General features: G+C 70.9%; 21 protein-coding genes. 11 read left to right on the forward strand and 10 right to left on the reverse strand.

Going from position 1 to position 25,841, the window contains the following annotated elements:
* Positions 1-140: 140 nt before the first annotated feature.
* Positions 141-1,604 (forward strand): 30S ribosomal protein S1, encoded by a 1,464-nt coding sequence (gene rpsA / locus IFT73_RS15600; RefSeq protein WP_056609184.1) that lies wholly within the window; start codon positions 141-143, stop codon positions 1,602-1,604.
* A gap of 81 nt (positions 1,605-1,685) precedes the next feature.
* On the opposite strand, the gene IFT73_RS15605 is transcribed toward rpsA, so the two are convergent.
* Positions 1,686-2,999: a class I adenylate-forming enzyme family protein gene (locus tag IFT73_RS15605; RefSeq protein ID WP_371811299.1), complete on the reverse strand. Its 1,314-nt coding sequence runs from the start codon at positions 2,997-2,999 to the stop codon at positions 1,686-1,688.
* A 134-nt stretch (positions 3,000-3,133) separates the two neighbouring features.
* Between IFT73_RS15605 and IFT73_RS15610 the strand changes: the two genes are divergently transcribed.
* Together IFT73_RS15610 and coaE are read left to right on the forward strand one after the other, a co-directional pair.
* A complete protein-coding gene (locus IFT73_RS15610) occupies positions 3,134-4,003 on the forward strand; it encodes an SH3 domain-containing protein (protein WP_192168407.1) in 870 nt (289 codons plus the stop codon).
* A 7-nt stretch (positions 4,004-4,010) separates the two neighbouring features.
* On the forward strand, positions 4,011-4,631 hold the full coding sequence (gene coaE / locus IFT73_RS15615; RefSeq protein ID WP_192168408.1) for a dephospho-CoA kinase: 621 nt from the start codon (positions 4,011-4,013) through the stop codon (positions 4,629-4,631).
* A 2-nt stretch (positions 4,632-4,633) separates the two neighbouring features.
* Here the strand turns inward: coaE and IFT73_RS15620 are convergent, their stop codons facing one another.
* Positions 4,634-5,530: an RNA polymerase sigma factor RpoD/SigA gene (locus IFT73_RS15620; protein WP_056609178.1), complete on the reverse strand. Its 897-nt coding sequence runs from the start codon at positions 5,528-5,530 to the stop codon at positions 4,634-4,636.
* A 125-nt stretch (positions 5,531-5,655) separates the two neighbouring features.
* The gene (locus tag IFT73_RS15625; RefSeq protein WP_192168409.1) at positions 5,656-7,383 is read right to left on the reverse strand and encodes an aminotransferase class I/II-fold pyridoxal phosphate-dependent enzyme; all 1,728 of its coding nucleotides are present in this window, start codon (positions 7,381-7,383) and stop codon (positions 5,656-5,658) included.
* Positions 7,384-7,418: 35 nt separating this feature from the next.
* On the opposite strand from IFT73_RS15625, the gene IFT73_RS19340 reads away from it, so the two are divergent.
* Together IFT73_RS19340 and IFT73_RS15630 are read left to right on the forward strand one after the other, a co-directional pair.
* The gene (locus tag IFT73_RS19340) at positions 7,419-7,547 is read left to right on the forward strand and encodes a hypothetical protein (protein ID WP_256435532.1); all 129 of its coding nucleotides are present in this window, start codon (positions 7,419-7,421) and stop codon (positions 7,545-7,547) included.
* Positions 7,544-7,963 (forward strand): DUF6578 domain-containing protein, encoded by a 420-nt coding sequence (locus IFT73_RS15630; RefSeq protein WP_192168410.1) that lies wholly within the window; start codon positions 7,544-7,546, stop codon positions 7,961-7,963. Before IFT73_RS19340 ends, IFT73_RS15630 begins: the two co-directional genes overlap by 4 nt.
* 10 nt (positions 7,964-7,973) lie before the next feature.
* Here IFT73_RS15630 and IFT73_RS15635 read toward each other — a convergent pair whose 3' ends face one another.
* Positions 7,974-10,106 (reverse strand): S9 family peptidase, encoded by a 2,133-nt coding sequence (locus tag IFT73_RS15635; RefSeq protein WP_192168411.1) that lies wholly within the window; start codon positions 10,104-10,106, stop codon positions 7,974-7,976.
* Positions 10,103-11,437, reverse strand: coding sequence for a DNA polymerase IV (locus tag IFT73_RS15640; RefSeq protein WP_192168412.1), 1,335 nt, complete (start codon positions 11,435-11,437; stop codon positions 10,103-10,105). Before IFT73_RS15640 ends, IFT73_RS15635 begins: the two co-directional genes overlap by 4 nt.
* A gap of 123 nt (positions 11,438-11,560) precedes the next feature.
* Here IFT73_RS15640 and IFT73_RS15645 point away from each other — a divergent pair, with 123 nt between their 5' ends.
* From IFT73_RS15645 to IFT73_RS15660, 4 genes are all read left to right on the forward strand, one after another.
* Entirely contained in the window at positions 11,561-12,565 is a 1,005-nt protein-coding gene (locus IFT73_RS15645) for a DUF4192 domain-containing protein (protein ID WP_192168413.1), read from the forward strand.
* Between the two features lie 56 nt (positions 12,566-12,621).
* The gene (locus tag IFT73_RS15650) at positions 12,622-14,100 is read left to right on the forward strand and encodes a glutamate-cysteine ligase family protein (protein WP_192168414.1); all 1,479 of its coding nucleotides are present in this window, start codon (positions 12,622-12,624) and stop codon (positions 14,098-14,100) included.
* Between the two features lie 102 nt (positions 14,101-14,202).
* Positions 14,203-15,651: an RNA polymerase sigma factor gene (locus IFT73_RS15655; RefSeq protein WP_371811300.1), complete on the forward strand. Its 1,449-nt coding sequence runs from the start codon at positions 14,203-14,205 to the stop codon at positions 15,649-15,651.
* 151 nt (positions 15,652-15,802) lie between these two features.
* Positions 15,803-17,296: a phospholipase D-like domain-containing protein gene (locus tag IFT73_RS15660; RefSeq protein ID WP_056609135.1), complete on the forward strand. Its 1,494-nt coding sequence runs from the start codon at positions 15,803-15,805 to the stop codon at positions 17,294-17,296.
* 87 nt (positions 17,297-17,383) lie between these two features.
* Here IFT73_RS15660 and IFT73_RS15665 read toward each other — a convergent pair whose 3' ends face one another.
* Positions 17,384-17,653, reverse strand: a complete 270-nt coding sequence (locus tag IFT73_RS15665; protein ID WP_082556194.1) for a hypothetical protein — start codon at positions 17,651-17,653, stop codon at positions 17,384-17,386.
* Positions 17,654-17,818: 165 nt separating this feature from the next.
* Here IFT73_RS15665 and IFT73_RS15670 point away from each other — a divergent pair, with 165 nt between their 5' ends.
* Positions 17,819-19,879: a DNA gyrase subunit B gene (locus IFT73_RS15670; RefSeq protein ID WP_192168444.1), complete on the forward strand. Its 2,061-nt coding sequence runs from the start codon at positions 17,819-17,821 to the stop codon at positions 19,877-19,879.
* On the forward strand, positions 19,876-20,703 hold the full coding sequence (locus tag IFT73_RS15675) for a hypothetical protein (RefSeq protein WP_192168415.1): 828 nt from the start codon (positions 19,876-19,878) through the stop codon (positions 20,701-20,703). Before IFT73_RS15670 ends, IFT73_RS15675 begins: the two co-directional genes overlap by 4 nt.
* Here the strand turns inward: IFT73_RS15675 and IFT73_RS15680 are convergent.
* The 4 genes from IFT73_RS15680 to IFT73_RS15695 are packed head-to-tail and all read right to left on the reverse strand — an operon-like array spanning position 20,700 to position 25,838.
* Positions 20,700-22,829 (reverse strand): acyltransferase family protein, encoded by a 2,130-nt coding sequence (locus IFT73_RS15680; protein WP_192168416.1) that lies wholly within the window; start codon positions 22,827-22,829, stop codon positions 20,700-20,702. The two genes, IFT73_RS15675 and IFT73_RS15680, sit on opposite strands and share 4 nt — an antisense overlap.
* Entirely contained in the window at positions 22,829-23,323 is a 495-nt protein-coding gene (locus tag IFT73_RS15685; protein WP_192168417.1) for a carbonic anhydrase, read from the reverse strand. Before IFT73_RS15685 ends, IFT73_RS15680 begins: the two co-directional genes overlap by 1 nt.
* Positions 23,324-23,353: 30 nt before the next feature.
* Positions 23,354-25,117, reverse strand: coding sequence for an MFS transporter (locus tag IFT73_RS15690; protein WP_192168418.1), 1,764 nt, complete (start codon positions 25,115-25,117; stop codon positions 23,354-23,356).
* Positions 25,118-25,124: 7 nt separating this feature from the next.
* On the reverse strand, positions 25,125-25,838 hold the full coding sequence (locus tag IFT73_RS15695) for an LppX_LprAFG lipoprotein (RefSeq protein WP_192168419.1): 714 nt from the start codon (positions 25,836-25,838) through the stop codon (positions 25,125-25,127).
* Positions 25,839-25,841 lie beyond the last annotated feature (3 nt).

Raw genomic sequence — 25,841 nt, forward strand, 5'->3', positions numbered from 1 at the left:
TGCGCAGATGGCCTGTACGCACCTCGGACAGAGCAGGCCCGTGCTCGTGCCTCGCCGGGCGAATCTCCCCGGCATCTCCACGATCCAAGGGCTGTCATGCGTGCCCGACAATTCCACCCATCCATCGGAGCAACTCCTTTATGACAAGCAGCATCGCCCACGTGGCACCCCAGGTAGCGGTCAACGACATCGGCTCTGAGGCAGACTTCCTCGCCGCGATCGACCTCACCATCAAGTACTTCAACGACGGCGACATCGTCGAGGGCATCATCGTCAAGGTCGACCGTGACGAGGTCCTCCTCGACATCGGCTACAAGACCGAGGGCGTCATCCCGTCGCGCGAGCTGTCGATCAAGCACGACGTCGACCCCAACGAGGTCGTTTCCGTCGGCGACAGCGTCGAAGCCCTCGTCCTCCAGAAGGAGGACAAGGAAGGCCGTCTGATCCTGTCCAAGAAGCGTGCGCAGTACGAGCGCGCGTGGGGCGACATCGAGAAGATCAAGGCCGAGGACGGCGTCGTCGAGGGCACCGTCATCGAGGTCGTCAAGGGCGGCCTCATCATGGACATCGGTCTGCGCGGCTTCCTGCCCGCGTCGCTGGTCGAGATGCGCCGCGTGCGCGACCTCGACCCGTACATCGGTCAGAAGATCGAGGCCAAGATCATCGAGCTCGACAAGAACCGCAACAACGTGGTCCTGTCGCGCCGTGCCTGGCTCGAGCAGACGCAGTCGGCCGTCCGCCAGAACTTCCTCACCGAGCTCCAGAAGGGGCAGGTGCGCAAGGGCGTCATCTCGTCGATCGTCAACTTCGGTGCGTTCGTCGACCTCGGCGGCGTCGACGGCCTCGTCCACGTCTCCGAGCTGTCCTGGAAGCACATCGACCACCCGAACGAGGTCGTGCAGGTCGGCGACGAGGTCACCGTCGAGGTGCTCGACGTCGACATGGACCGCGAGCGCGTCTCGCTGTCGCTCAAGGCCACGCAGGAAGACCCGTGGCAGCACTTCGCGCGCACGCACCAGATCGGCCAGATCGTGCCGGGCAAGGCGACCAAGCTGGTCCCCTTCGGTGCGTTCGTCCGCGTCGAGGAGGGCATCGAGGGCCTGGTGCACATCTCCGAGCTCGCCGAGCGTCACGTCGAGATCCCCGAGCAGGTCGTCCAGATCGGCGACTCGGTCATGGTCAAGATCATCGACATCGACCTCGAGCGTCGTCGCATCTCGCTGTCGCTCAAGCAGGCCAACGAGACCGAGGCCGCCGTCAGCGACGACTTCGACCCGACGCTGTACGGCATGACCTCCTCGTACGACGAGCAGGGCAACTACATCTACCCCGAAGGTTTCGACCCCGAGACCGGCGAGTGGCAGGAGGGCTTCGACGAGGCCCGCGCCACGTGGGAGAAGCAGTACGCCGAGGCTCACGAGCGCTGGGAAGCCCACAAGAAGCAGATCGAGGAGGCCGAGAAGGCCGGCCTCGAGGCTGCCGAGGCGTCGAACTACTCGTCGGACTCGTCCGCCGGTGCCGACGCTCCCGCGCAGGAGGGCTCGCTGGCCTCCGACGAGGCGCTGCAGGCGCTGCGCGAGAAGCTCACGGGCGGCGAGGCGTAAGCCTTCCGTTCCACCTCAGAACCCCCGGTCCTCACGGACCGGGGGTTCTGTCGTTCGTGGCGCCGGCGGGGGGCTCGGCAGTCAGAGCTCGGTGCGCCTGACCTTGCCGGTCGCCGTGCGGGGGAGGGCGTCGTGGCGAACGTACGTCTTGGGACGCTTGGGCGGAGCCAGCCGCTCCTCGGCGACGGCACGCAGCGCCGCCTCGTCGACGTCGCCGACGTAGGCGGCGCACACGCGCTGGCCCCAGCGCTCGTCGTCCCGGCCGTGCACGGCGACGTCGACGAGCCCCTCGACGGTCTGGAGCACCGCCTCCACCTCGGCGGGGTAGACGTTCACGCCGCCGGTGATGATGAGGTCCTCGCGGCGGGAGTCGAGGAAGACGTGCCCGTCGTCGTCGACACGGCCCAGGTCGCCGACGCTGAACGCCCTGCCGTCGGGGGTGTCGTGCCACGCGCGAGCTGTCTTGTCGGGAGCGTCCCAGTACGTGAACTCGGCCCACGCGGGCACGGTGCACCACAGCTGTCCGTCGGCGTCCGCGGTAACGACCCGGCCGGGACGCGCGCGCCCGAGGGTGCCCGGACGGGCGATCCACTCGGGGGCGGGGCACGCGGTGAACTGTCCTTCCGTCGAGCCGTAGAACTCCCAGACCACGTCCACGCCGAACAGGTCGTGCGCGCGACGTCGCACGGCTTCGGGGCACGGGGCGCCCGCGTGGGCGACGAGCCGGAACGAGCTCACGTCGGGTCGCAGACCGTGGTCGTCGACGTGCGCGAACAGGCGCTGCAGGTGCGCGGGGACGCAGAACATCGAGGTCGGGCGCAGCTCGGCGACGGCCGTCAGGAACGGCGCGGGATCGAAGCGGGGCAGCACGGCGACGGATCCGCCCGCAAGGATCGTCCCGGTCGCGAAGCGCAGCGGTGCGGAGTGGTAGACCGGCGACACGACGAGGTCGAGGTCGTCCGGGGCGAAGCCCCACAGGTCGCGCTCCTCGGCGACCAGGGCGGCGGCGTCGTCCGGTGACAGCATCCCCGACCAGACGCCCTTGGGACGTCCGGTGGTCCCCGACGTGAAGTGCATCGGACGGCATCGCGGGGAGGCGTCGAGCTCCGCCTCCGGCCCGTCGAGCAGGGCCAGCAGGTCCGCCTCGTCGGTGACGACGAGGCGGGGTGAGACGTCGGCGACGATCGCGTCGCGCTCGTGCAAGGTCAGACGAGGGTCGAGCGGCACCGGCACGACGCCGCTGCGGGCAGCGCCGAGCACGACGCTGACGTACGATGCGCTGCCGGGTACTGCGAGGACCACCCGGTCGCCCGCGGCGAGCCCGCGGGCCCGCAGGGCGCCGGCGACGCGTCGCTGCTGCTGCTCGCTGCGGGCTGCTGTCAGGACGTCGGGCACGCTGGATCCTCGCGATGGTGGGAGATGGGTCACATCGTCCCGCGGCGGGGACGGCATTCGGGGTGAACGATTCGTAACAGTATGGTTGACTCGGACGCTGAGCCGATTGTCGTCGACGCACTAGGTGGTACTTCGTGGCAGACCAACGCCACAGCAAGCACGCTGCACCGCGCACCATCCGGCGCAAGCGCCGCACCCTCTCCGCATGGGCCGTCCTCCCGACGGTCGGGATGCTGACCGTCGCCGGTGCGGCAGGAGCCGCCGTCTTCCACGACGGCGGTCCGGTGACGTCAGAGACCCTCGCGACGGCGAAGGCCCAGGCGGCCCCGTCGAAGGATCTGTTCGCCGCGTCGGCCAGCCGTGGCCAGGCGCCTGCGGCCGTCAGCCGCAGCGCCGAGCGTCCTCCGGTGCCGAACGTCGCGGCCGTCGAGGAGAAGATCGCCGGCCTGCGGTATGCCACGACCGACATCGAGGTGCACGCCGACGCCAAGTCCGGCTCGCCGGTCCTCGCCACGGTCGGGTACGGCGACTCGGTCGACATCACGGGCGAGACGAACGGCAAGTGGGCCCAGATCATGCACAACGACCTGCCGCGGTGGGTCGAGGCCGACAAGATCTCGGCCGAGGAGCCCCTCGGCACCGCGCCCTGTGCCTCCGGCTCGGGCGTCGAGAACGGGCTGCTGCCCGACACGATCAAGGTCCACCGCGCCGTGTGCGCCAAGTTCCCGTCGATCGTCAGCTACGGCGGCATCGCCGGTCGCGGCGAGCACGCCACGGGTCACTCGCTCGACATCATGGTCTCCAGCGACCTCGGCAACGAGATCGCCTCCTACCTGCAGGAGAACCGCGCCGAGCTGGGCGTGGAGTACCTGATCTGGCGTCAGCGCATCTGGCGTCCGGCGACCTCGGGCGCGTGGCGTGGCATGAGCGATCGCGGCGGCGCGACCGCCAACCACATGGACCACGTGCACGTCACGGTCTACGGCAACGCCGCGACCCGCTAGGCGTCGCGTGCTGCGGGTGGGCCTGACCGGGGGCATCGGTGCCGGCAAGAGCACCGTGAGCGCCCTGCTGGCCGCCCACGGTGCCGTCGTGATCGACTACGACCGACTGGCCCGTGAGATCGTCGAACCCGGACGTCCGGCGCTCGCCGTGATCGCCGCACGGTTCGGCGACGGCGTCATCGGCGCCGACGGGACCCTCGACCGTCCCGCCCTCGGGTCGATCGTGTTCGGCGACCCCGAGGCCCTGTCGGACCTCAACGGCATCACGCACCCGGCGATCCGCGACCTGGCCGCCGAGCGCGAGGCGTCGGCGGGGCCGGACGCCATCGTGGTGCACGACAATCCGCTGCTGGTCGAGATGGGTGCCGATGCGCACTGCGACGTCGTCGTGGTCGTCGACGTCCCCGTCGAGGTGCAGGTCGACCGGCTCGTCACGATCCGCGGCATGTCGGCCGACGAGGCGAGGGCGCGCATCGCCGCGCAGGCCCCCAGGGACACGAGGACCGGTGCCGCCGATCTGGTGATCGACAACACCGGTCCGGAGGGCGAGCTCGCCCGCATCGTCGGGGGTGTGTGGGACGAGCTCGCGTCCGTGGCCGCCGCCCGGCGCGAGCCGGACGGCGACTGACCCTAGGCGGCCAGGTCGGGGTCCGCGATGCGTCGCAGCGTCGCGAGCGCCTCGCGCTCCAGCTGGCGGACCCGCTCGGCCGAGATGCCGTGCCGCTTGCCGATGTCGGCGAGCTTCTGCTGGCGACCGTCGAGCAGGCCGTAGCGGGCGCGGACGATGTCGGCCTCGCGCTCGCCGAGGTTGTCGACGAGGCTCGCCACGAGGTGCCGCGACTCGTCGTCGAGCACCGCGAAGTCAGGACCCGGCGCAGTCTCGCGGGCGATCAGGTCGCCCAGCGAGGTGTCGCCGTCGTCGTCGACGGGGGAGTCGAGGCTGACGTGGTCACGACCCCACGACATGAGGTCGATGACGCGCTCGACGTCCATGCCGAGCTCGAGGGCGATCTCGGCGGGCTCAGGATCGTAGCCGAGCTGGCGCTCGAGGTTGCGGCGCGCGGCCGTGACCTGGTTGAGCTCCTCGACGACGTGGACTGGGAGCCGGACGACGCGCGCCTGCTGGGCGATGCCGCGGGTGATGGCCTGACGCACCCACCACGTGGCGTACGTCGAGAACTTGAAGCCCTTGGAGTAGTCGAACTTCTCGACGGCGCGGATCAGGCCCGTGTTGCCCTCCTGCACGAGGTCGAGCATCGGCATGGCCGAGCGTCCGTACTTGCGGGCGATCGACACGACGAGGCGCAGGTTGGCCTGGATGAACTCCTGCACGGCCCGGTCGCCCTCCTCGGCGAGCCAGGTCAGCTCCTCCTCGGTCGCGGACTTCGGGGCGCCGCCCTTGCGGCGACCGATGCGGCCCTCCTCGAGGAGGTGGCGGGCGAAGAGCCCGGCCTCGACGGTCTTGCTCAGCTCGACCTCGCGTGCAGCGTCGAGCAGGGGAGTGCGGGCGATCTCGGCGAGGTACATGCCCACGCTGTCCTTGCCCTCGGCGGTGGTGTTGCCGGTTCTGGTGCTCACGGTGCGACTCCCATCAGTGTCTGTACTGAGTGGAACGCGCGAGTGTCCCCGAGGATTCCGCTCTCAGTCAAGTCTTAGGGTGTGCGTGCTAGGGGCCACGACCTCTGCACGGAGTCGACGACCTGCACGATCCGGCGCTGCGAGTCGGCGTCCTTGACCGCGACCCGCACGGCGCGGTCGCCGAGCGTCCGGCCCATCCCGGCGGCATCGCGCAGGAAGACCCCGTGCTCGCGGGCACCCGCGACCAGCTGGGCCGCCGTGGGTCCCTCGTCCGGCAGGTGCGCCAGGACGAAGCCGGCGCAGCCGTCGACGACGTCCCACCCCAGCCCCCGGAGGTCGACCGTCAGCTGCCGGCGCAGCCCGTGCGTCTCGTCCCAGCGGTCGCGGTAGTAGCCGGGTGACTGCAGCGCTCTGACGGCCGCGACCTGCGACACGAGGCCCACGACCCACGGCGGCGTGATGGAGCGCAGCTCCTCGAGCTGGTGCGAGGCCGCGGCGAGGTAGGCGACGCGGGCACCGCTGAGGGCGTATGCCTTCGACATCGACTTGCACACGACCAGGTGGTCGTGGCGGCGGATCAGCGGCTCGACGCTCTGGCCGGCGAAGTCGACGTACGTCTCGTCGACCCACACCCGTGTCGACGGCGGCGCCGCGCGCAGGAGCAGGTCGACCTCGTCGACCGTGAGCACCTGGCCCGTGGGGCTGTTCGGGTTGACCAGCACCACGAGGTCGGGGCCGGACGCGACCAGGTCGACCAGCGCCGCGAGATCGGGGCGGTAGTCGTCCGACCGCTCGAGCGGCAGCCGCTCGACCCGGCAGCCGACGACCTTCTCGAGCACGTGGGCGTACTCGCCGTAGGTGGGGTCGAGCAGCACGACGCGCGACGACCGGTCCAGCCACCGCGTCAGCGCCCTGAAGATCAGGTCGGACGATCCCGCACCGGGCAGGACGCAGCCGGCGTCGAGGCCGCGCGCGGTGGCCACCGCTGCGACGAGCCCGGCGCAGTCGACGGGCGGCGACGTGCGCAGGAGCCACGGCAGCTCGTCGTGCAGCGCGTCGAGCACGGCCGGTGCGGGTGGGAACCAGGCGTCGAGCACGTCGGCGTTGACGACGTCGCGGTGTCGTCCGAGGTCGTCCAGGCCCACGCCGACCGCCTCGAACGAGACGCCGCCGTGGAAGCACGCGGCGGGCTTGCGCAGCGGCACGTGCAGCCGCCAGTCGACGGCGCGCTCGATCGCGGCGACGACCGACTCGAGGGCGTCGAAGGCGGCCCGCACCTCGGCGACGTCGGCGTGCATGAGCTCGAACGTGACGGCGCCGGACGTCGTGGTCAGCCCGGTGCGACGCATGCCGCCGCGGACGTACATCGGCGTGACCTCGTCGCGGCCGATCGCCACGACGGTGCGGCCGCCGCGCGCCTCGATCCACCGGTAGGCCGCGACCATGAGGGTCGCCGCGAGGTCGGTGTCGCGGTGCTGCTCCAGCACCGTGAGCAGGCGGATCTCGTACGTCCCGCCGTCGAGGTCGAGCGGCATCTCGGGGCGCTCGAAGTACTTTTCGACGGAGTAGCCGAGGGGGCCCGGCGGCGTGATGCTCACGAAGGCCGCTACCTCGCCGTCCCGCAGGGCGACGAGGAAGCGGTTGACGTCGTCGAGGCGGTCGGTCAGTCGCCCTGCCGTGTTGACGGGGTGCTGGCCGAGCTCGACGGCGTACACGTCGTGCCGGATGCGGTAGATCGCCTCGCGCTGCGCGGCGTCCGCCTCGGCGACGACGGTGCTGGGACGGGGGCGCGCGGTGGTCACGCCGTCATCCTGCCCCACGGTGAGGCGACACCGCGATGCGACAGACTGTGCTCGTGCACGAGTCGACGTTCCGCACCATGGCGGGCCTGGACGTCACCGCCGTCGGCGGTGCGCTGCTGCACGTGCGTCGTGGCCGGTGCTGCAACGGCGAGGCGCCGACGTGACGACGGCTCCGGATCCGTCGGTGCTGCCGAGCTCGACCGACGTCGTCCGGGTCTGGATCTGGACGAGCGCGGAGGTCGTCGCACTCGACTCGTTCGCCGTGGGTGACGTGGTCGAGTGGAGCTGTCGCGACGACACGGACGTGGAGGTCGAGCTGCCACCGGACGTCTCACGACACACGCTGCTGATCGAGGACGCCGACTGCATGACCGGCCACGACGACGTGTTCGTCGAGGTGACCGGCCGCGTCGTCACGATCCGGGTCGCGCACGACCGGTGGCGCGAGGTCGAGGAACGGGGGTGGGTGGCCACCCCCGGATCGCGCACGTGGAGCGTCGCCGAGCGGACCCAGGCCGAGTCCCAGGGCCCACCACTCGGTGGCGCGTCGGGGTACCTCGTCGAGGTCGTCGTCGGCTGACCCCAAGCGCTCAGGCCTTCGCGCCGACCGTGTCGATGATCCAGGCGAGCTCCCAGGCCCGCTCCTTCCACGACGCGTACCGTCCGCTGACGCCGCCGTGACCGGCGTGCATCTCGGTCTTCAGCAGGATCGGGGCGTCGCCCGTGGCGGTCGCGCGCAGGCGTGCGACCCACTTCGCCGGCTCGACGTACATGACACGGGTGTCGTTGAGGCTCGTGACGGCCAGGATCGCGGGGTAGTCGTGGGCGCCGACGTTCTCGTAGGGCGTGTACGACTTCATGTAGGCGTACACCTCGGGGTCGTCGAGGGGGTTGCCCCACTCGTCCCACTCGATGACGGTCAGCGGCAGCGAGGGGTCGAGGATCGTCGTCAGCGCGTCGACGAACGGGACGGCCGCGACGATGCCGGCGAAGGCCTCGGGCGCGAGGTTCGCGACGGCACCCATCAGGAGGCCACCGGCGCTGCCGCCCTCGGCGACCAGGCGGTCGGACGACGTCCAGCCCTCGTCGACCAGGTGGCGGGCGGCGGCGACGAAGTCGGTGAACGTGTTCTTCTTGCTCAGCGTCTTGCCGTCGTCGTACCAGTGCCGGCCCAGCTCGCCGCCCCCTCGCACGTGCGCGATCGCGAACACGAAGCCGCGGTCGAGCAGCGACAGCCGCATGACCGAGAAGCCGGGGTCCATGCTGGCCTCGTACGACCCGTAGCCGTAGATCAGCGCCGGTGCCGTGCCGTCACGCGGCGTGTCCTTGCGGCACACGATCGACACCGGCACACGGGTGCCGTCGTCGGCGACGGCCCAGCTGCGGTGCTGCTCGTACTCGTCGCTGTCGTAACCGCCGAGCACCGGGGCCTGCTTGCGCAGGATCAGCTCCTTGGTCGAGGGGTCGTAGTCGAGGACCGACGACGGGGTGACGAACGAGCCGACGCCGACCCGGATGAGCGGCGGGTCCCACTCGGCGTTGCCGCCGACCCCGCTCGTGAACAGCTCCTCGCCGAAGTCGACCTCCTCGAGCGCGCCGATGCCGTCGGGGCCGAGGGGCAGCACGCCGATGCGGGCCAGCGCGTCGCGCCGGTACGACAGCACGATGTGGCGCGCGAACACGTCGACGTCCTCGAGCCGGGTGGTGTCGCTGCCGGGGATCACGACGGTGCAGCCGCTGAGGTCGGCCAGGGGCTCGTCCTGCACGGGGACGGTGACGAGCTCGAAGTTCAGCGCGCCCTCGTTGTGCAGGACGACGAAGCGGTCCTCCCCACCCACGACGGCGTGCTCGAGCGAGTACTCGACGCCGTCGCGGCGGGGGAGGACGACGCGGAACTCGCCCTCGGGGTCGTCGGCCTCGAGCACCCGGTACTCGCTGGTGATCTTGGACGACATGCCGATCACGAGGTACTTCTCGGAGTGGGTGCGTCCGACGCCGACGAAGTAGCGCTCGTCGGTCTCCTCGTGCACCAGCACGTCGTCGGCGCCCGACCCGACCGCGTGCCGCCACACGCGGAACGGACGCCACGCGTCGTCGACCGTCGTGTAGAAAAGGTGCGTGCCGTCGGCCGACCAGGTGGCTCCGCCGCTGGCGCCCGTGATCTCGTCGGCCAGCACCTCGCCGGTGCGCAGGTCCTTGACGCGGATCGTGTAGCGCTCGTCGCCCTGCGTGTCGACGGACCAGGCCAGGAAGTTCTCGTCGTCGCTGACGCTGAAGGCGCCGAGCGAGAAGAACTCGTGACCCTCGGCCTCGACGTTGGAGTCGAGCAGGACCTCCTCGCCGGGGATCGCGCTGTCGGCCGTGAGCGTGGGGGGCGTCCAGTCGTCGGGGTCGGTGACGGCGCAGCGGCAGCGGATCGCGTACTGCTGGCCCTCGAGCGTCCGTGCGTAGTACCACCACGCGCCGTGACGGGTGGGCACCGAGAGGTCGGTCTCGAGGGTGCGCGACTTGATCTCGTCGAAGATCTGCTGGCGCAGCGGCTCGAGGTGCGCGGTCGCGGCGTCGGTGTGGGCGTTCTCGGCCTCGAGGTAGGCCAGGGTCGCGGGGTCGTCCTTGTCGCGCAGCCACTCGTAGTCGTCGACGAAGGCGTCGCCGTGGTGCGTGCGGGTGACGGGGCGTCGCTCCGCGATCGGTGCGGGAACGGTCGGGTCGGTCGCGGTCATGACTGAAACGTACCCGTGTGCCCCGTGGCGAGTGCCGGGTCGTCGGCGCGGAACGTGTGCACCGGCCCCGGCGGCGTCCAGCGGGTCTCGAAGCGCACCGTGACGCGACCGAGCCCGGCGCCCCAGACCCAGCCGTCGCCGTGGGTCTCGTGGTGCACGTCCATGCCGGGGTACCAGCGCACGGGCCCGGCGTCGGGCTGCTCGTCGATCTCCTGCAGCTCGCGCTCGGCGACCTCCTGCGCGTCGTCGTCGGCGGCGAACAGGTCGTCCTGCACCCAGTCGGCGAGCCCGCTGACGCCGACGCCGATCAGGCGCAGCCCGTTGCTGACGTCTTCTACCGCGAGGAGCCCCCGCGCCTTCTCGGCCAGGACGCGCGCGTTGTCGGTGGGGTGCGCCAGCGTCGACGACCTCGTGTGGGTCTCGAAGTCGTGGTGACGCAGCTTGATCGTCACGGTGCGTCCGGACAGCCCGCTCTTGCGCAGGCGCGCCGACACGGTGCGGGCCATGCGCTCGATGATCGTCTCGAGCTGCAGCCGGTCGGAGATGTCCTGCTCGAAGGTGTCCTCGACGCTGACCGACTTGGCCTCGCGCGAGGCGACGACGGGGCGGTCGTCGTCGGCGCGGGCCAGCCGGTGCAGCGACCGTCCGGACGCCTGGCCCAGCAGGCGGACGAGCTCGTCCTCGCTCTGGCGGCGCAGCTCGTCGACCGTCAGGATGCCCATGCGCCGCAGGCGCTCGGCGGTCGCCGGGCCCACGCCGGGGATCGCGGTCGCCTGCATGGGGCCGAGGACGTCGGCCTCGGTGCCGGGGGCGATGACGAAGACCCCGTCGGGCTTGTTGACCTCGCTGGCGATCTTGGCCATGAGCTTGGACGACGCGACGCCCACCGACGCCGTCAGGCCGCCGGTGATCTCGGTGATGTCGGTGCGGATGCGCTCGACGACCTCCTCGACGCGCGCCGGGTCGAACGCGCGGCCGGACGTCGGGTCGCCGGCGGCCAGGTCGACGAAGGCCTCGTCGAGCGACAGGGGCTCGATCAGCTCAGACTCCTGGCGCAGCCGCTCCATGACCAGGCGGCTGGCCTCGCGGTACGCGTCGAAGCGCCCGCCCAAGAAGGCCGCGTGCGGACAGCGCGCCCGGGCCTCGGCGGTGCGCATCGCCGACCGGACGCCGTGTACGCGCGCCTCGTACGACGCGGTCGCGACGACGCCGCGGGGCCCGATGCCGCCCACGATGACCGGCCGGCCGCGCAACGACGGCTTGTCGCGCTGCTCGACCGACGCGAAGAAGGCGTCGAGGTCGAGGTGCATGATCGACGCCGTGGACCGCATGCGTCCATTGTCGCCCGAGCGTGCGACACCGCGACCGTCCACACCGCACGGACCGGGCACGGACGTTCCACAGGCCTCGCCGCGGCGCTGTCGACGCCGACTCCGAGCGGCGAGCGTTGGGGCATGACAGAGACCCCGTCGACGTTCGTGGCGCACGACGCCTCCGACCTGATCAACGCCCTGCCGACCTTCTTCGGCTTCACGCCGCACGAGTCGGTCGTCGCGGTCGCGACGCACGGCCTGAGACGCCGCTTCGGCTTCCGGCTGCGGGTCGACGTGCCCGCCCAGCAGGACGTCGACGCGCAGGCGCGCCAGATCGTCCAGCACCTCCGGCGCAACGGTGCCGAGGGAGTCGTCCTGATCGCCGTGACCCGGCAGCAGGATGTCGCGCTCCGCCTGCTCGACGCGATCCACCGCTCGATCGACGAGCTGCCCGACCTCGAGCTCGTCATCCGCGTGCGCGCCGACGGCGAGCGGTACTGGACCGACTCGCTGGGCGCGCCGGCAGAGGGCGTCGCCTACACGACCTCGTCGCACCACCTCTCGATCGTCCAGGCCGTCGCGGCGGGCCAGCAGATCCTGCCCGACCGCGCGTCGCTGGTCGAGCGGTTCGCCGCGGTGGTGGGGGAGCGGCGCCGTTGGCTCGAGCGCTCGACCGACGAGATCGTCGCCGAGGTCGTGCGGACGGTCGCCCGCACCGATCCCGACCAGCTGGGGGCCGTGGGGATGTCCGTCGTCGGACCGATCCTCGACCGGGCGCTCGACGGCCGACGGCTGCTCGACGCCGACCTGGTGCGGGTCGCGGTGTGGGTCTCGGGCGTCGAGGTCCGCGACGCCGTGTGGGCGCGCATCACGCGCGAGACCGCGGACGACATGCTGCGCGTGCTGACGCTGGTCGCGGGCAGCGTCGTGCCGCCCTTCGAGCCCGCGGTGCTGAGCCTCGCGGCCTTCGCGGCGTGGCTGACGGGCGACGGCGCGCAGGCGCTGATCGCGGTCGAGCGGGCCCTCGACGCCGACCCCTGCTACTCGATGGCACGGATCGTCCTCGACGTCCTCGAGCAGGGCGTCTCGCCCGTCCACTGGACCGGCTTCGTCGAGGGCGCCGCGTGCGAGCCGGGCGAGGCGTAGGGGCGGGCCTCGCCCGGCCATCGGCGCGGTGGTCCTCGCAGCCCTAGGCTGTCGTCATGGGACAGGACGTCGACGCACGTGAGTTCAGTCGCGAGGACCGCACCCTCTACCGGGCCAAGGTCCGCAGGTGCCTCGACGTGTTCGCCCGCATGCTGGGCGAGCACGACTTCAGCGTCGGGCACCCGCAGGTCGGCATCGAGATCGAGTTCAACCTCGTGGACGGCCGCGGCGAGCCGGCGATGAAGAACGCCGAGGCGCTCGAGGCCATCGCCGATCCCGACTTCCAGACCGAGCTGGGGCTGTTCAACGTCGAGATCAACGTGCCGCCGTCGCGGATCGACGGCACGGGGCTCGAGACGCTGCAGGCGGCGCTGCGCGACGACCTGAACGCGGCGCAGCACAAGGCCGCCGGCGTCGACGCGCACCTGCTCATGATCGGCATCCTGCCGACGCTCCAGGACGGGCACTTCAGTCGCGAGGCGATCTCGGCCAACCCGCGCTACCACCTGCTGTCCGAGCAGATCCTGGCCGCGCGCGGCGAGGACATCGAGATCCTGATCGACGGGGTCGACCGCCTCGACACGACGGCCGACACGATCATCCCCGAGGCGGCCTGCACCAGCACGCAGCTGCACCTGCAGGTCGAGCCGGAGGACTTCGCCACGACGTGGAACGCCGCGCAGGCCATCGCGGCCGTGCAGGTCGCCGTGGGCGCCAACTCGCCGTTCCTGCTCGGACGTCAGCTGTGGCACGAGACGCGCATCGCGCTGTTCGAGCAGGCCACCGACACGCGCAGCGAGGAGCTGAAGGCGCAGGGCGTCCGCCCGCGCGTGTTCTTCGGCGAGCGGTGGATCACGTCGGTGTTCGACCTGTTCGAGGAGAACAGCCGCTACTTCCCGGCCCTGCTGCCGATCGTCGACGACGAGGATCCCGTCGCCGAGCTCGAGGCGGGTCGCGTCCCCAACCTCGCCGAGCTGCGGCTCCACAACGGCACGGTCTACCGCTGGAACCGGCCGATCTACGACGTCGCCGACGGACGCCCGCACCTGCGCATCGAGAACCGCCTGCTGCCGGCCGGCCCGACCGTCGTCGACACGATGGCCAACGCGGCGCTGTTCTACGGGCTCGTCAAGGTGCTCGGCGCGAGCGAGCGGCCCGTGTGGTCGCAGCTGTCGTTCCGCGCGGCCGAGGACAACTTCCACCAGGCCGCCCGCGACGGCATCGACGCCGAGATCTACTGGCCCGGCGTGGGGCACGTCGCCGTCCGCGAGCTCGTGCTGCGCCAGCTCCTGCCGCTGGCCCACACGGGGCTGACCCAGCTCGGCGTGGACGACGACGTCCGCACCCACCTGCTGGGGGTCATCGAGCAGCGCTGCATCACGGGCCGCAACGGCGCCACGTGGCTGATCGAGGAGTTCGCCCACCACAGCGCGTCGGTGGACGGTCGCGCCGAGGCGATGCGCCTGACGACGGTGGAGTACGAGCGCCACATGCACGACGGTGCTCCGGTGCACGAGTGGCCGACCCGGTCCTGAGAGGACCCTGAGATGCCGGCCCTTGGTCGGGCGTGACACACTAGACGAAGAGGTTGACCACAGGCCTCTTTGTTGCGCCCTTCTACCGTTTGTGAGGTTGACGTGCCGGTGAATCCCGCTTCTTCATCACGACTCCGGGCCGTCACGAAGCTCCTCCCGGGCTCGTCCGACGACCATTCCTCAGAGAACCCTGAGAGCGATCAGGCCCCCGCCGAGAAGGCGCCGGCGGCCAAGAAGACCGCTGCCAAGAAGACCTCAGCGACACCCGTCCCAGCCCCTGCGAAAACAGAAACGACCGTGACGAAGACTTCAGCCACCACCGTCAAGAAGACTCCCGCCGTCAAGGCTCCCGCCAAGAAGGCGGCGGCCAAGAAGACCGCCGCCAAGAAGGCGGCGGCCCCCGAGGAGGAGGGCAGCGTGCCAGCTGCCGTCGACCTCGCGGACGCGCTCGAGACCCCGGCCGTCGCTGACGCCGCGGCGGTGGACGCGCAGGGCAAGAAGATCCTGCCCGACATCCCCGACGAGGAGTTCGAGAAGGACCTCGCGACCGATCCGACGCTGAAGGAGGACGAGAAGTCGTCCTACACGCTGTCGGCGGCCGACGAGTCCGACGAGCCCGTCCAGCAGGTCATGGTCGCGGGTGCGACGGCCGACCCGGTCAAGGACTACCTCAAGCAGATCGGCAAGGTCTCGCTGCTGACCGCCGGCCAGGAGGTCGAGCTGGCCAAGCGCATCGAGGCCGGTCTGTTCTCGGAGGAGAAGCTCGGCAAGGGCGGACGCATCTCGCCCAAGATGACCGAGGAGCTCGAGTGGATCGTCATCGACGGTCGCCGGGCCAAGAACCACCTGCTCGAGGCCAACCTGCGCCTCGTCGTCTCGCTGGCCAAGCGCTACACGGGTCGCGGCATGCTGTTCCTCGACCTGATCCAGGAGGGCAACCTCGGCCTGATCCGCGCGGTCGAGAAGTTCGACTACACCAAGGGCTTCAAGTTCTCGACCTATGCGACGTGGTGGATCCGCCAGGCCATCACCCGCGCGATGGCCGACCAGGCCCGCACGATCCGCATCCCGGTCCACATGGTCGAGGTCATCAACAAGCTCGCCCGCGTCCAGCGCCAGATGCTGCAGGACCTCGGCCGCGAGCCCACGCCCGAGGAGCTCGCGATCGAGCTCGACATGACGCCCGAGAAGGTCGTCGAGGTGCAGAAGTACGGTCGCGAGCCGATCAGCCTCCACACCCCCCTCGGCGAGGACGGCGACTCGGAGTTCGGCGACCTGATCGAGGACTCCGAGGCGATCGTCCCGGCCGACGCCGTGTCGTTCACACTCCTGCAGGAGCAGCTGCACGCCGTGCTCGACACGCTGTCCGAGCGTGAGTCGGGCGTCGTGTCGATGCGCTTCGGCCTGACCGACGGTCAGCCCAAGACGCTCGACGAGATCGGCAAGGTCTACGGCGTGACGCGCGAGCGCATCCGTCAGATCGAGTCCAAGACCATGAGCAAGCTGCGTCACCCGTCGCGTTCGCAGGTCCTGCGCGACTACCTCGACTGACGGTCGCTCGAGGCGCGCACGGGCACCCTGGTCAGGGTGCCCGTGAGGCGCGTCCTATTGAGTTAGACTGTCGCGACCATCCACGAACGTCTCGGAGAGCAAACCTGTGCACACATTCGGCGGATCACGGCGCGTAGCCCGCGCTCTCGGGGTGGCTCTCCTGGCGGGAAGCGTCGTGCTCGGCATGACGTCGATCGCCTCGAGCGCCGAGGACGTCCCCACCGACACCTCCGCGACCGAGACGACCCCGGCCAGCGGCGACGGTGTCACCGTCGGCACGCCGGCCGCGTCCGTCAAGGCTGCCGCCGCGCCGTGGGGTCCGGACTACCCGGTCACGCTGGAGTCCAACTTCTCCAGGCCGTACCGGGCCGTGACGAGCTCGCGCAACGGTGACTTCACCCTGCTCGACGACCTCGAGCGCATCATCCGCGGATCGTTCATCGACCCCCGCTCCGGCAAGTACCTGCCCAAGGCCACCCGCCGCGCCAACACGGTCTACCTGTCGATCTCGCAGATGCCCGAGTCCAAGCGCGTCGGGCGCACCCTGATCCAGGCCGCCAAGGCCGGTGTCCGCGTGCGCGTCATCCACGGCCGCGCCACGCAGTCGTCGGCCTCGCGGGCTCTCCGCAAGGCGCTCAACAAGAGCAACCTGCGCGACTCGTCGTTCAAGATCTGCGCCAAGGGCAAGAGCCTCGCGTGCCTGTCGAGCCTCAACGGCGCGATCATGCACTCCAAGCTGCTGCTGGTCAACAACACCTTCACGCGCGACAACAAGCCCGCCAAGGGTGCGATCTGGTCGGGCTCGGCCAACCTGGGCGGCCGCAGCGCCGAGCAGACCTACAACAACGGCCTGACGATCTACAACGACACCAAGATGTGGCAGCAGACGTCGCAGCTCTGGAAGGACATGTGGGCCGAGCGCAACATCGGCAACGACTACCTGAACTACGTGCGGAAGAACTCGACCCGCTACGGCTACCCGACGGCCGACGCGCGCGCGGCGGGCTACACCGAGGGCTACGCCAAGTACGGCATGTTCTACTCCAACCTCGCCAACGCGACGATCTACGCCACGCCGATCCGCGCGACGCCGACCAACGGCAAGGACCCCGTCCTCAACCTGCTGAACCGGGTGCAGCCCGACAGCCAGTGCCGCATCCGCCTGCAGCACAACCGCTTCAAGTACCGCCGCATCGCGGTGGCCGAGAAGCTCGTCGAGCTGTCCAACGGCGGGTGCAAGATCAGCGCCGTGGCGTACGAGGACGACCTGAAGGTCAACCGCAAGCTGCACTGCCAGCAGCTGATCCGTATCTGCCGGCCGATCCTCGACGTCCTCAAGACGTCGAGCCAGCGCATCGACGTCGCGTGGGCCAAGCCGCACGACAAGACGATGCTCGTCGACGCCAAGCTCGGCCCCAACCGCCTCAACCCCGAGGAGGTCGCACCCGACGGCACGGGCAACTGGCCCGCCGGTGGCGTGCGGATGAAGATGGTCCAGGCCGGCTCGGCCTCGCTGACCGGCTCGAACCTCGTCGCGAGCGACGAGATCACGACCGAGACGACCGACCCGTCGATCTACGAGGACTACCTCGAGCACTGGAAGGCGATCCTGAAGTCGCACGAGTACAAGGCGTACGCCTACTAGGCACCCGCCGCAGGACCACGAGAAGAGCCGGCCAGATCATCTGGCCGGCTCTTCTGGGTTCGGGGGTGGATGGGTCGTGCTGGCTGCTCAGACCTCGTCGGCCACCGGGGTGGTCGATCCGGAGAGGCGCTCGCTCTCGTCGTGGATGAGCGCGGACATCTCGCGCAGCTTCTCCTCGTGCTGGCGGGCGTGGTGAGCGCAGAACAGCAGCTCGCCACCTCCGCCGAGCGTCACGCGGACGTACGCCTGAGCGCCGCAGCGGTCGCAGCGGTCGAGGGAGCTCAGCTTGGGGGCTGTCAGTGTTGTCACGGTGACCTTCTCTCTGAGCCATCGGCGGGGGTGTACAGAAGTCAACATCCAACCACGGGGCGGTATTCCGTGTGGTCGTTCGTGACCTATGACATAGATACTCCCCGGCGGGTGCAAACCGGGGCAGGCGCGCGGGCCCCGGAGCGTGTCAGACGACGTCACGTCGGCCCCGCTGACTAGGCTGGGCACGGTCATCGTCTCGAGAAGGAACCCATCATCGACAGCACGTACGACGCCCGCAACCTCCTGGTCCTCGAAGGTCTCGAGGCCGTCCGCAAGCGTCCCGGCATGTACGTCGGCTCGACCGACACCAGGGGCCTCATGCACTGCCTCTGGGAGATCATCGACAACTCGGTCGACGAGGCGCTGGGCGGGCACGGCTCGCACATCCTGGTGGCGCTGCACGCCGACGGCTCGGTCGAGGTGCACGACCAGGGGCGCGGCGTGCCGGTCGACGTCGAGAAGAAGACCGGGCTGACGGGCGTCGAGGTCGTCTACACCAAGCTGCACGCCGGCGGAAAGTTCGGCGGCGGCTCCTACGTCGCGACGGGCGGTCTGCACGGCGTCGGCGCCTCGGTCGTCAACGCGCTGTCGTCGCGGCTCGACGTCGAGGTCGACAAGGGCGGAGCCACCTGGGCGATGTCGTTCCGCCGTGGCGAGCCCGGCGTCTTCGACGGCGACGGCCCCGACGCCCCGTTCACCCCGGGCAACGAGCTGCGCAAGGTCGGCAAGGTCGCCAAGGCGCGCACCGGCACCCGGGTGCGCTACTGGGCCGATCCGCAGATCTTCATCAAGGGCGCGAAGTTCGCCTACGACGAGCTGGTGTCGCGGGCGCGGCAGACCTCGTTCCTGGTGCCTGGCCTCGAGCTCGTCATCCGCGACGAGCGGGGCGACGAGCCCCACGAGGAGTCGTTCCGGCACGATGGCGGCATCGCCGAGTTCTGCGAGTTCCTGGCACCCGACGAGCCGGTCTCCGACGTGCTGCGGCTGCAGGGCGAGGACGTGTTCACCGAGACCGTCCCGCTGCTCGATGCCAAGGGTCAGATGACGCCCCAGGACATCGAGCGCACCCTCGGCGTCGACGTCGCGGTGCGGTGGGGCACGGGGTACGACACGCACGTGAAGTCGTTCGTCAACATCATCGCGACGCCCAAGGGCGGCACGCACGTCAACGGCTTCGAGCGGGCCGTCACCAAGACGTTCAACGAGACGCTCAAGACCACGCGGCTGCTGAAGGCCGGCGACCCCGACGTCATCAAGGACGACGTCCTCGAGGGCGTCACGGCCGTCGTCACGGTGCGACTGGCCGAGCCGCAGTTCGAGGGGCAGACCAAGGAGGTGCTGGGCACGCCCGCGGTGACCAAGATCGTCAACCAGGTCGTCGCGCGGGAGCTCAAGACGTTCCTCAACGCCACGAAGGCCGCCGACAAGGCCCGCGCCCGTCTGGTGATGCAGAAGGTCGTCGACGCGTCGCGCACCCGCCTGGCCGCCCGCCAGCAGCGCGACACGCAGCGCCGCAAGAACGCCCTCGAGTCGAGCGCTCTGCCGGCCAAGCTGGCCGACTGCCGCAGCAACGACGTCGACCGGTCCGAGCTGTTCATCGTCGAGGGCGACTCGGCCCTCGGCACCGCCAAGTCGGCCCGCGACTCCGAGTTCCAGGCGCTGCTGCCGATCCGCGGCAAGATCCTGAACGTCCAGAAGGCCAGCATCGGCGACATGCTGAAGAACGCGGAGTGCTCCTCGATCATCCAGGTCGTCGGGGCGGGGTCGGGTCGCACGTTCGACGTCGACGCCGCCCGCTACGGCCGCATCATCTTCATGGCCGACGCCGACTCCGACGGCGCGCACATCCGCTGCCTGCTGGCGACGCTGTTCTTCCGCTACATGCGCGACCTCGTCGAGGCCGGCCGGGTGTACACCGCGGTGCCGCCCCTGCACCGCATCGAGCTGACCAACCCTAAGAAGGGGCAGGACAAGTACATGTACACGTACTCCGACCCCGAGCTGCAGCGCACGATGGCCGAGCTCAAGCGCAAGGGCGTGCGCTGGAAGGAGCCGGTCCAGCGCTACAAGGGCCTGGGCGAGATGGACGCCTCCCAGCTGGCCGAGACGACGATGGACCCACGGCACCGCACGCTGCGACGGCTGACCGTCGACGACGCCGAGGCCGCCGGCGACGTGTTCGAGCTGCTGATGGGCAACGAGGTGCCGCCCCGCAAGGAGTTCATCGTGCAGGGCGCCTACGAGATCGACGCCGACATGATCGACGCGTGACGCTGGAGTCGTCCTCCGACTTCGACGCAGGTCGCGTCGGGCGCCGCGACCGGCGTCGTGCCGTCCGGCTCATCGGTGCGGCCCGTGGCATCACGGACGCCGACCGCGAGCTGCGCATCCGCGATGCGCGAACGGCGCAGACCCGCGGCGAGCTGCACGCGCTGACACGAGGGCTCGACGCGATGCCCGTGGCAGTCGCCGGCCGGCCCTCGACGCCGGCCGTGCCGAACGCGCCGCCCGCAGCGTCGGCACAGCGACGGCGGTTCGGCGGCAAGGTCGTCATCGGCCTGATCGCCGTCGTGCTGGTGCTCGGCACGAGCGTCGTCTCCTGCCTGAGCGGACTCGCCGACACCTCGACCGAGTCGTCGACGCGATCGTCGTCGGGCAGCGCGCCGGTCACCGTCACCGACCTGACGACGCGTGCTGACTGGGACGAGATGGTCGACGCGCTCGACGACGAGGCCGATCTCGACCGCACCGTGCTGCTCTTCGCGGACCGTCGCTCCGCCACGCTGCAGATCGCCGAGAGCGACACCTCGTCCGCGCGCTACCTGTACGACGGCGACGTGGCCCCTGCGTCATCGGTGCTGCGTCTGCCCAGCGAGCAGGCCTTCGACCTGAGGGACGTCGATGCTGAGGTCGTCATGAGAGCGCTGGTCCGCGCCCGTCGCTCGAGCGGGGTCGCCGACACCTCGGAGGCGCAGGTGCTGCTGACGCGCGGTCGCCGCGGCCCACAGGTCTTCGTCTCGTTCCCCGACGGCTCCGCCGGCACGTACGGTCTGCTCGTCGACGCGCGCGGCGACGTGATCAGCGAGCTCGGCTAGCGGCTGCGGGGCGTGAGCAGATCGTCCTGGTCGAGCAGGCGCTCGATGTAGGGCGTCATCGTCGTCATGTAGGTCTTGCTGATGTGGCTGCGGTCGCGATAGACGTTGACGCCGCCGATCACGGCAGGGCACGACGAGTCGGTGCAGTAGTAGCGGGTCAGGTCGAGCAGCGTGCTGCCCTTCACCTGCTCGGTGGCCTTGATCAGCGGGTCGTAGTTCGGGAACGCCTCGTCGCGCGGGAGCGCGCAGCTCGACGACGTGATCTCGCTCTGACGCGCCAGGCACTCGTTGGTGTTGGCCGGTTGGTAGGGGTTGTCGCGGACCGCGACGACGGGGACCCCGCGCCCGGTCATGGTGCGCCAGGTCTCGGCGAAGCCTGCGACCTGCTCGTCGGGCCCGGTGGCGGGGCGCGGGTGGGCCAGTGCGCCCGTGACGATGACGTCGATGTCGTCGGCGTTCGCGTCGAGCCAGGTCGCGACGCTGTCGCGCCACGTGTAGCAGTCGTCGGCGATCGCGCGGTCGTCGTTGGGGTGCGGGTTCGTCGACCACGTGCACCCGCCCTTGACCTGCGCCGTCAGGTAGATGCGCCCCTGCTCGGCCATCGTCACGAACGGCGGCAGGAGGGAGCGGGCGTGCGAGTCGCCGATGACCAGGACGTGCGGCAGCGACGCGTCGTCCTTGTCGCCGAACGTGCACGTGTCGGTGGCCCGGTCGGTCGACGCGCACCCGGGGTAGTTCGCGTCGTCGCGCTTGATCGCGGTGGTGTCGGGCACCAGGAGGCCGTCGAGCGCGGGGTTGTCGCAGGCGGGCCCGGGTGCCATCGACGCGGCACCGAAGCAGCGGGGCGCGTCGGAGGCGACCTCGGCGGTCAGCTGCTCGGCCCGGTCGGCGGCGGCGTCGGCGCTGCGGATTCCGCCCAGGCAGGCGGCGGCGATCGCCGCAGCGCCCACCGCGGTGAACGCGAACGTGACGGTGCTGCGCTGGATGCCGAGACGTCGTCCGGTGCGCACCGGGTCCTCGACGAACCGCTTCGTCAGCGCCGCCGCGCCGAAGGTCGCGACCAGGATCGCGACGCGCGGCCAGAAGCCCAGGTCGTGCCCGAGCACGACCGGCAGCAGGACGATCGGCGGCCAGTGCCACAGGTACAGCGGGTACGAGATGTCGCCGGTCCACTGCACGAAGCGGGTCTCGATCAGACGACGAGGCGAGAACCGCGAGGCGGGCATCCCCACGGCGATGACCGCGACGGTCGCGAGCACCGGCAGCAGCGCCGCGAGCCCCGGGAACGGGGTCGAGCCCGTGAGGAACAGTCCGCAGCCGAGCAGGACGAGCAGGCCGGCCCACGAGACGAGGGCGGCGACCGGCGCGGGCAGCAGCGGCGTGGTCGAGGCGCGGCGGCCCTCCGACGCGCGCAGCGTCAGCAGGGCCAGCAGGGCGCCGGCGCCGAACTCCCAGGCGCGGGTGAAGGTCGAGAAGTAGGCGTAGGAGACGTTCTCGTACGTCAGCCACCACGAGTAGGCGAAGCTGGCGACCGTCGCGACCGCGACGACCGCGGTGACGGTCGGCAGCTGGCGCAGGCGCAGCCGGGCGGCGAGCAGGACGGCCGCCAGTACCAGCAGCGGCCACGCGACGTAGAACTGCTCCTCGACCGAGAGGGTCCAGTAGTGCTGGGCGACGCTGGGCGCGTTCTCGGCGGCGAGGTAGTCGACCGCGTCGGCGGCGAGCCGCCAGTTCTGGAAGTACAGCGCCGACGACATGATCTCGCGGAAGTTCTGCGCCCAGTTGAGCTGCGGCACCCACACGAACACCGCGACCGCCGACGTCGCGAGCACCAGGTACGCCGCGGGCAGCAGACGGCGGGCGCGGCGGGCCCAGAACCGTCCGAGGCGGACCCGACCCGTCGAGGCGGCCTCGCGGGCCAGGTGCGACGTGATCAGGAAGCCCGAGATGACGAAGAAGACGTCGACGCCCATGAAGCCGCCGGGCAGGCGGCCGGGCCACAGGTGGTACAGGACGACCAGCAGCGCCGCGCCGGCGCGCAGCGCCTGGATCTCGGGCCGCAGCGGTCGTGGGGTGCGAGCCGGCGGGCCCGTGGTCGTCGCGGGTGACGTGGGGGTCACCGGCATCAGACGATGGGCTCGAGCAGTCCGCTGTCGACGTCGTACAGGAAGCCTCCGACCGACACCGCGTCACCGATCAGCGGATGGGTCTTGACGCGGATCACGTCGGCCTCGATCGTGCGGCGCTGGTCGTCGATCGCGCCCAGCGTCATCCACTCGGCGTCGCGGCCCGCGCTCTCGGTGAGCCGCTGCTTGAGCTCGTCCTCGGAGGACGACGCCATGGCGCAGCGGGTGTGCTCGACGACGAGCACGCGGTCGACGTTGAGCAGGTTGACGCCCAGCACCAGTGCGACGAGGGCCTGGTCGGTCACGCGGCCGCCGGGGTTGCGCAGGATCTTGGCGTCGCCGGCCTTCAGGCCGATCATGTTGAGCGGGTCGATGCGCGAGTCCATGCACGTGACCATCGCGACGCCCGCGCGGGCGATGCCGTCGAAGCCGGCGAGCGAGAACGAGTCGGCGAAGGACCGGTTGGCGGCGAGCAGGTCGTCGAAGTCAGCCATGGCACCAGCGTAACCAGCGGCGCCGCGCCGTCACGCCTCAGCCCGGGACGTGTCGTGCGCCGGTCGCAGCAGCACGAGGGCCAGCACCGCGGCGATCACGGCGCAGGCGGCTGCTCCGACGAACACGGCGTGGAGCTGGGCGATGCCGGCGTCGCGCACCGCGTCGCGGTAGGCCTGGCACAGGGTGCCGCCCGCCCCGCACAGCCGGTCGACCGACGGTATGCGGTCCGAGGCGTCGTAGAACGCGCGCAGGCCGATCGTCGTGAGGGCCGAGATGCCCAGCAGCATGCCGACCATGCGGGCCACGATCAGCAGGGCCGACGAGACGCCGTGGACGGCGTCGGCCGTGTGGGCCAGCAGGACCGCGTTGACGGGTGCGATGGCGAGCCCGAAGCCGAGGCCCGCGAGCACGAGCGACCAGGTCTCGGCCTGGCTCGCGAGCGACGTGGCGTCCCACGTCGACATGTGCCAGAACGCGATGGCGCTGAGCAGCATCGCGACGGCGGTCAGGACGTGGGCGGGCACCTTGCGCAGCAGCCACCCTCCGAGCAGGGCACCGACGGGCAGCGCCACCAGGAAGCGCACCAGCACCAGTGCCGCGTCGAGCTGCGAGTCGCGGTACACCGTCAGGCGGGCGAAGAACGGGATGTCGACCAGGGCGGCGATCAGCGCGGCGCCGACGAAGAACGACACGACGATCGCCCCCCACGCCGGACGAGCCCGCAGGGCGCCGCGCGGCACGAGCGGACGGGCCGCGCGGCGCTGGCGCAGCACGAAGCCGGCTGCTGCGACGACCGCGATCGGGACGAGCCACGGGGCGTCGGGGGAGACCGCGCCGCTCTCGGGCTCGGCCGAGGCGAAGGTCAGGATCACGGCGCCGAGGGCGACCGTGAGCAGCGCGGCGCCCCACAGGTCGGTCTCGCGGGCCAGGGCCGGCCAGGCGCGCCAGTCGACCAGTGGACGGCGGGCGGTCGCGAGCCGCAGCACGAGCAGCACGAGCAGGCCGAACGTGACGAGTGCCAGCGGCGTCAACCACCGCGAGTCGCCCGTGACCGGCAGGTAGGCGCGTCCGATCTCGACGTCCTGGACGAGCCGGGTCGGGGCCGCCATGACGAGTGCGACACCCGTGAGCGCCAGGACGGCGAGCGCCGCCCCGGGCCAGTCGAAGCGGCCCGTCGACGGGTCGCGGCGGCCATCGACGTCGATCGAGGAGGCGCGACGCAGCGGCAGGATCGCGGCGACCAGCACGAGGCCGATCGCGCAGTTGAGCCAGAAGATCGCCCGCCAGTCGCCCACCGCGAGGACGACCGCGCCGTAGAGGGGGCCGAGGACGCTGCCGAGCTCCTGCACCGCCCCGACCACGCCCAGCGGCATGCCGCGGCGGTGCGGCGGCCAGAGGTCGGCGACGAGCGCGAGGGTGGGCGGGATGAGCCCGCCGCCGCCGATGCCCTGGATCAGCCGACCCGCCACGACGGTCTCGAGGTCGTACGCCGCGGCCGTCACGAGCGAGCCGACCGCGAACACGACCAGCGAGCCGAGCAGCACCGGCACGCGGCCGCGCAGGTCGGAGATGCGGCCGATCAGCGGCAGGATCGCGACGTAGCCGAGCAGGAAGCCCGACACGATGGGGGCGGCCCGTTGCAGCTCCTCGGTGCCGAGGCCGACCGACGTCATCATCTCGGGCAGCGCCAGCACCACGACGTACGTGTCGGCCGCGGCGAACGAGATCGCGACGGCCGCGAGCGCCAGGAGCGTCCTGGACGCCGGCGTGACGGTGCGCCCGGACGTCGTCATGTCGTGGTCAGGGAGCGGTGATCGTCACGGGGGTGTCGGACGTCGCGAGCGACACGGTGTAGGTGACCTTGTCGCCGCCGGGGTAGAACGGTCCGCTGATCGTGGCGTCGCGCAGCTGGTCGTCGTCGTCGAGGCGGTACGTGACGGCGAAGTCCTGGTCGGCCGCGGCCGAGGGGATGATCGTCGCGACGACGCTGCCGGGCAGGGTGCCCTTGATCGACGTCAGCACGTCCTGGCCGTCGCGGGACTGGCCGTCCTCGGCGAGGTCCTCGGTGCTCGTGAGGATCGAGGTGATGCCGCCGTCGACCTGCAGCAGCGCGGCCGGGTCGGGCGCCTTGAGGTCGGCCGGGTCGATCGGCGCGAAGTCGGGCGTGAAGCCGGTCTTGGCGTAGACCTTGCCACCCGTCGCGACGACGTCGGCGCCGAGGCTGGCGCCACCCGTCACGACCGTGACCTTGCCCTCGAACGCGGGGGAGTGGTTGCCCTTGCCCGTGGCCGAGAGCAGGCCCGTGACGCCGTCGGGGACGCTCTTGGTCGACAGCGAGATGTCGATGGTCTCGGCGGTGTCGAGCGTCGTCTTGGCGTCGGCGAGGCGGGTCGCGAGGTCGTCGCCTCCGCCTCCACCACCGTCGGAGCCGTCCGAGGAGTCGGACGAGCCGGTGCAGCCGCTGAGCAGCAGACCGGCGGCGAGCAGGGCGGGGAGCAGGTGTCGGGTGCGCACGGG

The sequence above is a fragment of the Aeromicrobium sp. CFBP 8757 genome (assembly GCF_014841755.1).
Lineage (GTDB): Bacteria > Actinomycetota > Actinomycetes > Propionibacteriales > Nocardioidaceae > Aeromicrobium.

What these genes read in the sequence shown, in the direction of transcription:
- rpsA (WP_056609184.1), top strand. Translation starts at nt 141, where the DNA reads ATGACAAGCAGCATCGCCCACGTGGCACCCCAGGTAGCGGTCAACGAC.
- IFT73_RS15620 (WP_056609178.1), bottom strand. Translation starts at nt 5,530, where the DNA reads ATGTACCTCGCCGAGATCGCCCGCACTCCCCTGCTCGACGCTGCACGC.
- IFT73_RS19340 (WP_256435532.1), top strand. Translation starts at nt 7,419, where the DNA reads ATGCGACAGACTGTGCTCGTGCACGAGTCGACGTTCCGCACCATGGCG.
- IFT73_RS15635 (WP_192168411.1), bottom strand. Translation starts at nt 10,106, where the DNA reads ATGACCGCGACCGACCCGACCGTTCCCGCACCGATCGCGGAGCGACGC.
- IFT73_RS15640 (WP_192168412.1), bottom strand. Translation starts at nt 11,437, where the DNA reads ATGCGGTCCACGGCGTCGATCATGCACCTCGACCTCGACGCCTTCTTC.
- IFT73_RS15645 (WP_192168413.1), top strand. Translation starts at nt 11,561, where the DNA reads ATGACAGAGACCCCGTCGACGTTCGTGGCGCACGACGCCTCCGACCTG.
- IFT73_RS15650 (WP_192168414.1), top strand. Translation starts at nt 12,622, where the DNA reads ATGGGACAGGACGTCGACGCACGTGAGTTCAGTCGCGAGGACCGCACC.
- IFT73_RS15665 (WP_082556194.1), bottom strand. Translation starts at nt 17,653, where the DNA reads ATGTTGACTTCTGTACACCCCCGCCGATGGCTCAGAGAGAAGGTCACC.
- IFT73_RS15680 (WP_192168416.1), bottom strand. Translation starts at nt 22,829, where the DNA reads ATGCCGGTGACCCCCACGTCACCCGCGACGACCACGGGCCCGCCGGCT.
- IFT73_RS15685 (WP_192168417.1), bottom strand. Translation starts at nt 23,323, where the DNA reads ATGGCTGACTTCGACGACCTGCTCGCCGCCAACCGGTCCTTCGCCGAC.
- IFT73_RS15690 (WP_192168418.1), bottom strand. Translation starts at nt 25,117, where the DNA reads ATGACGACGTCCGGGCGCACCGTCACGCCGGCGTCCAGGACGCTCCTG.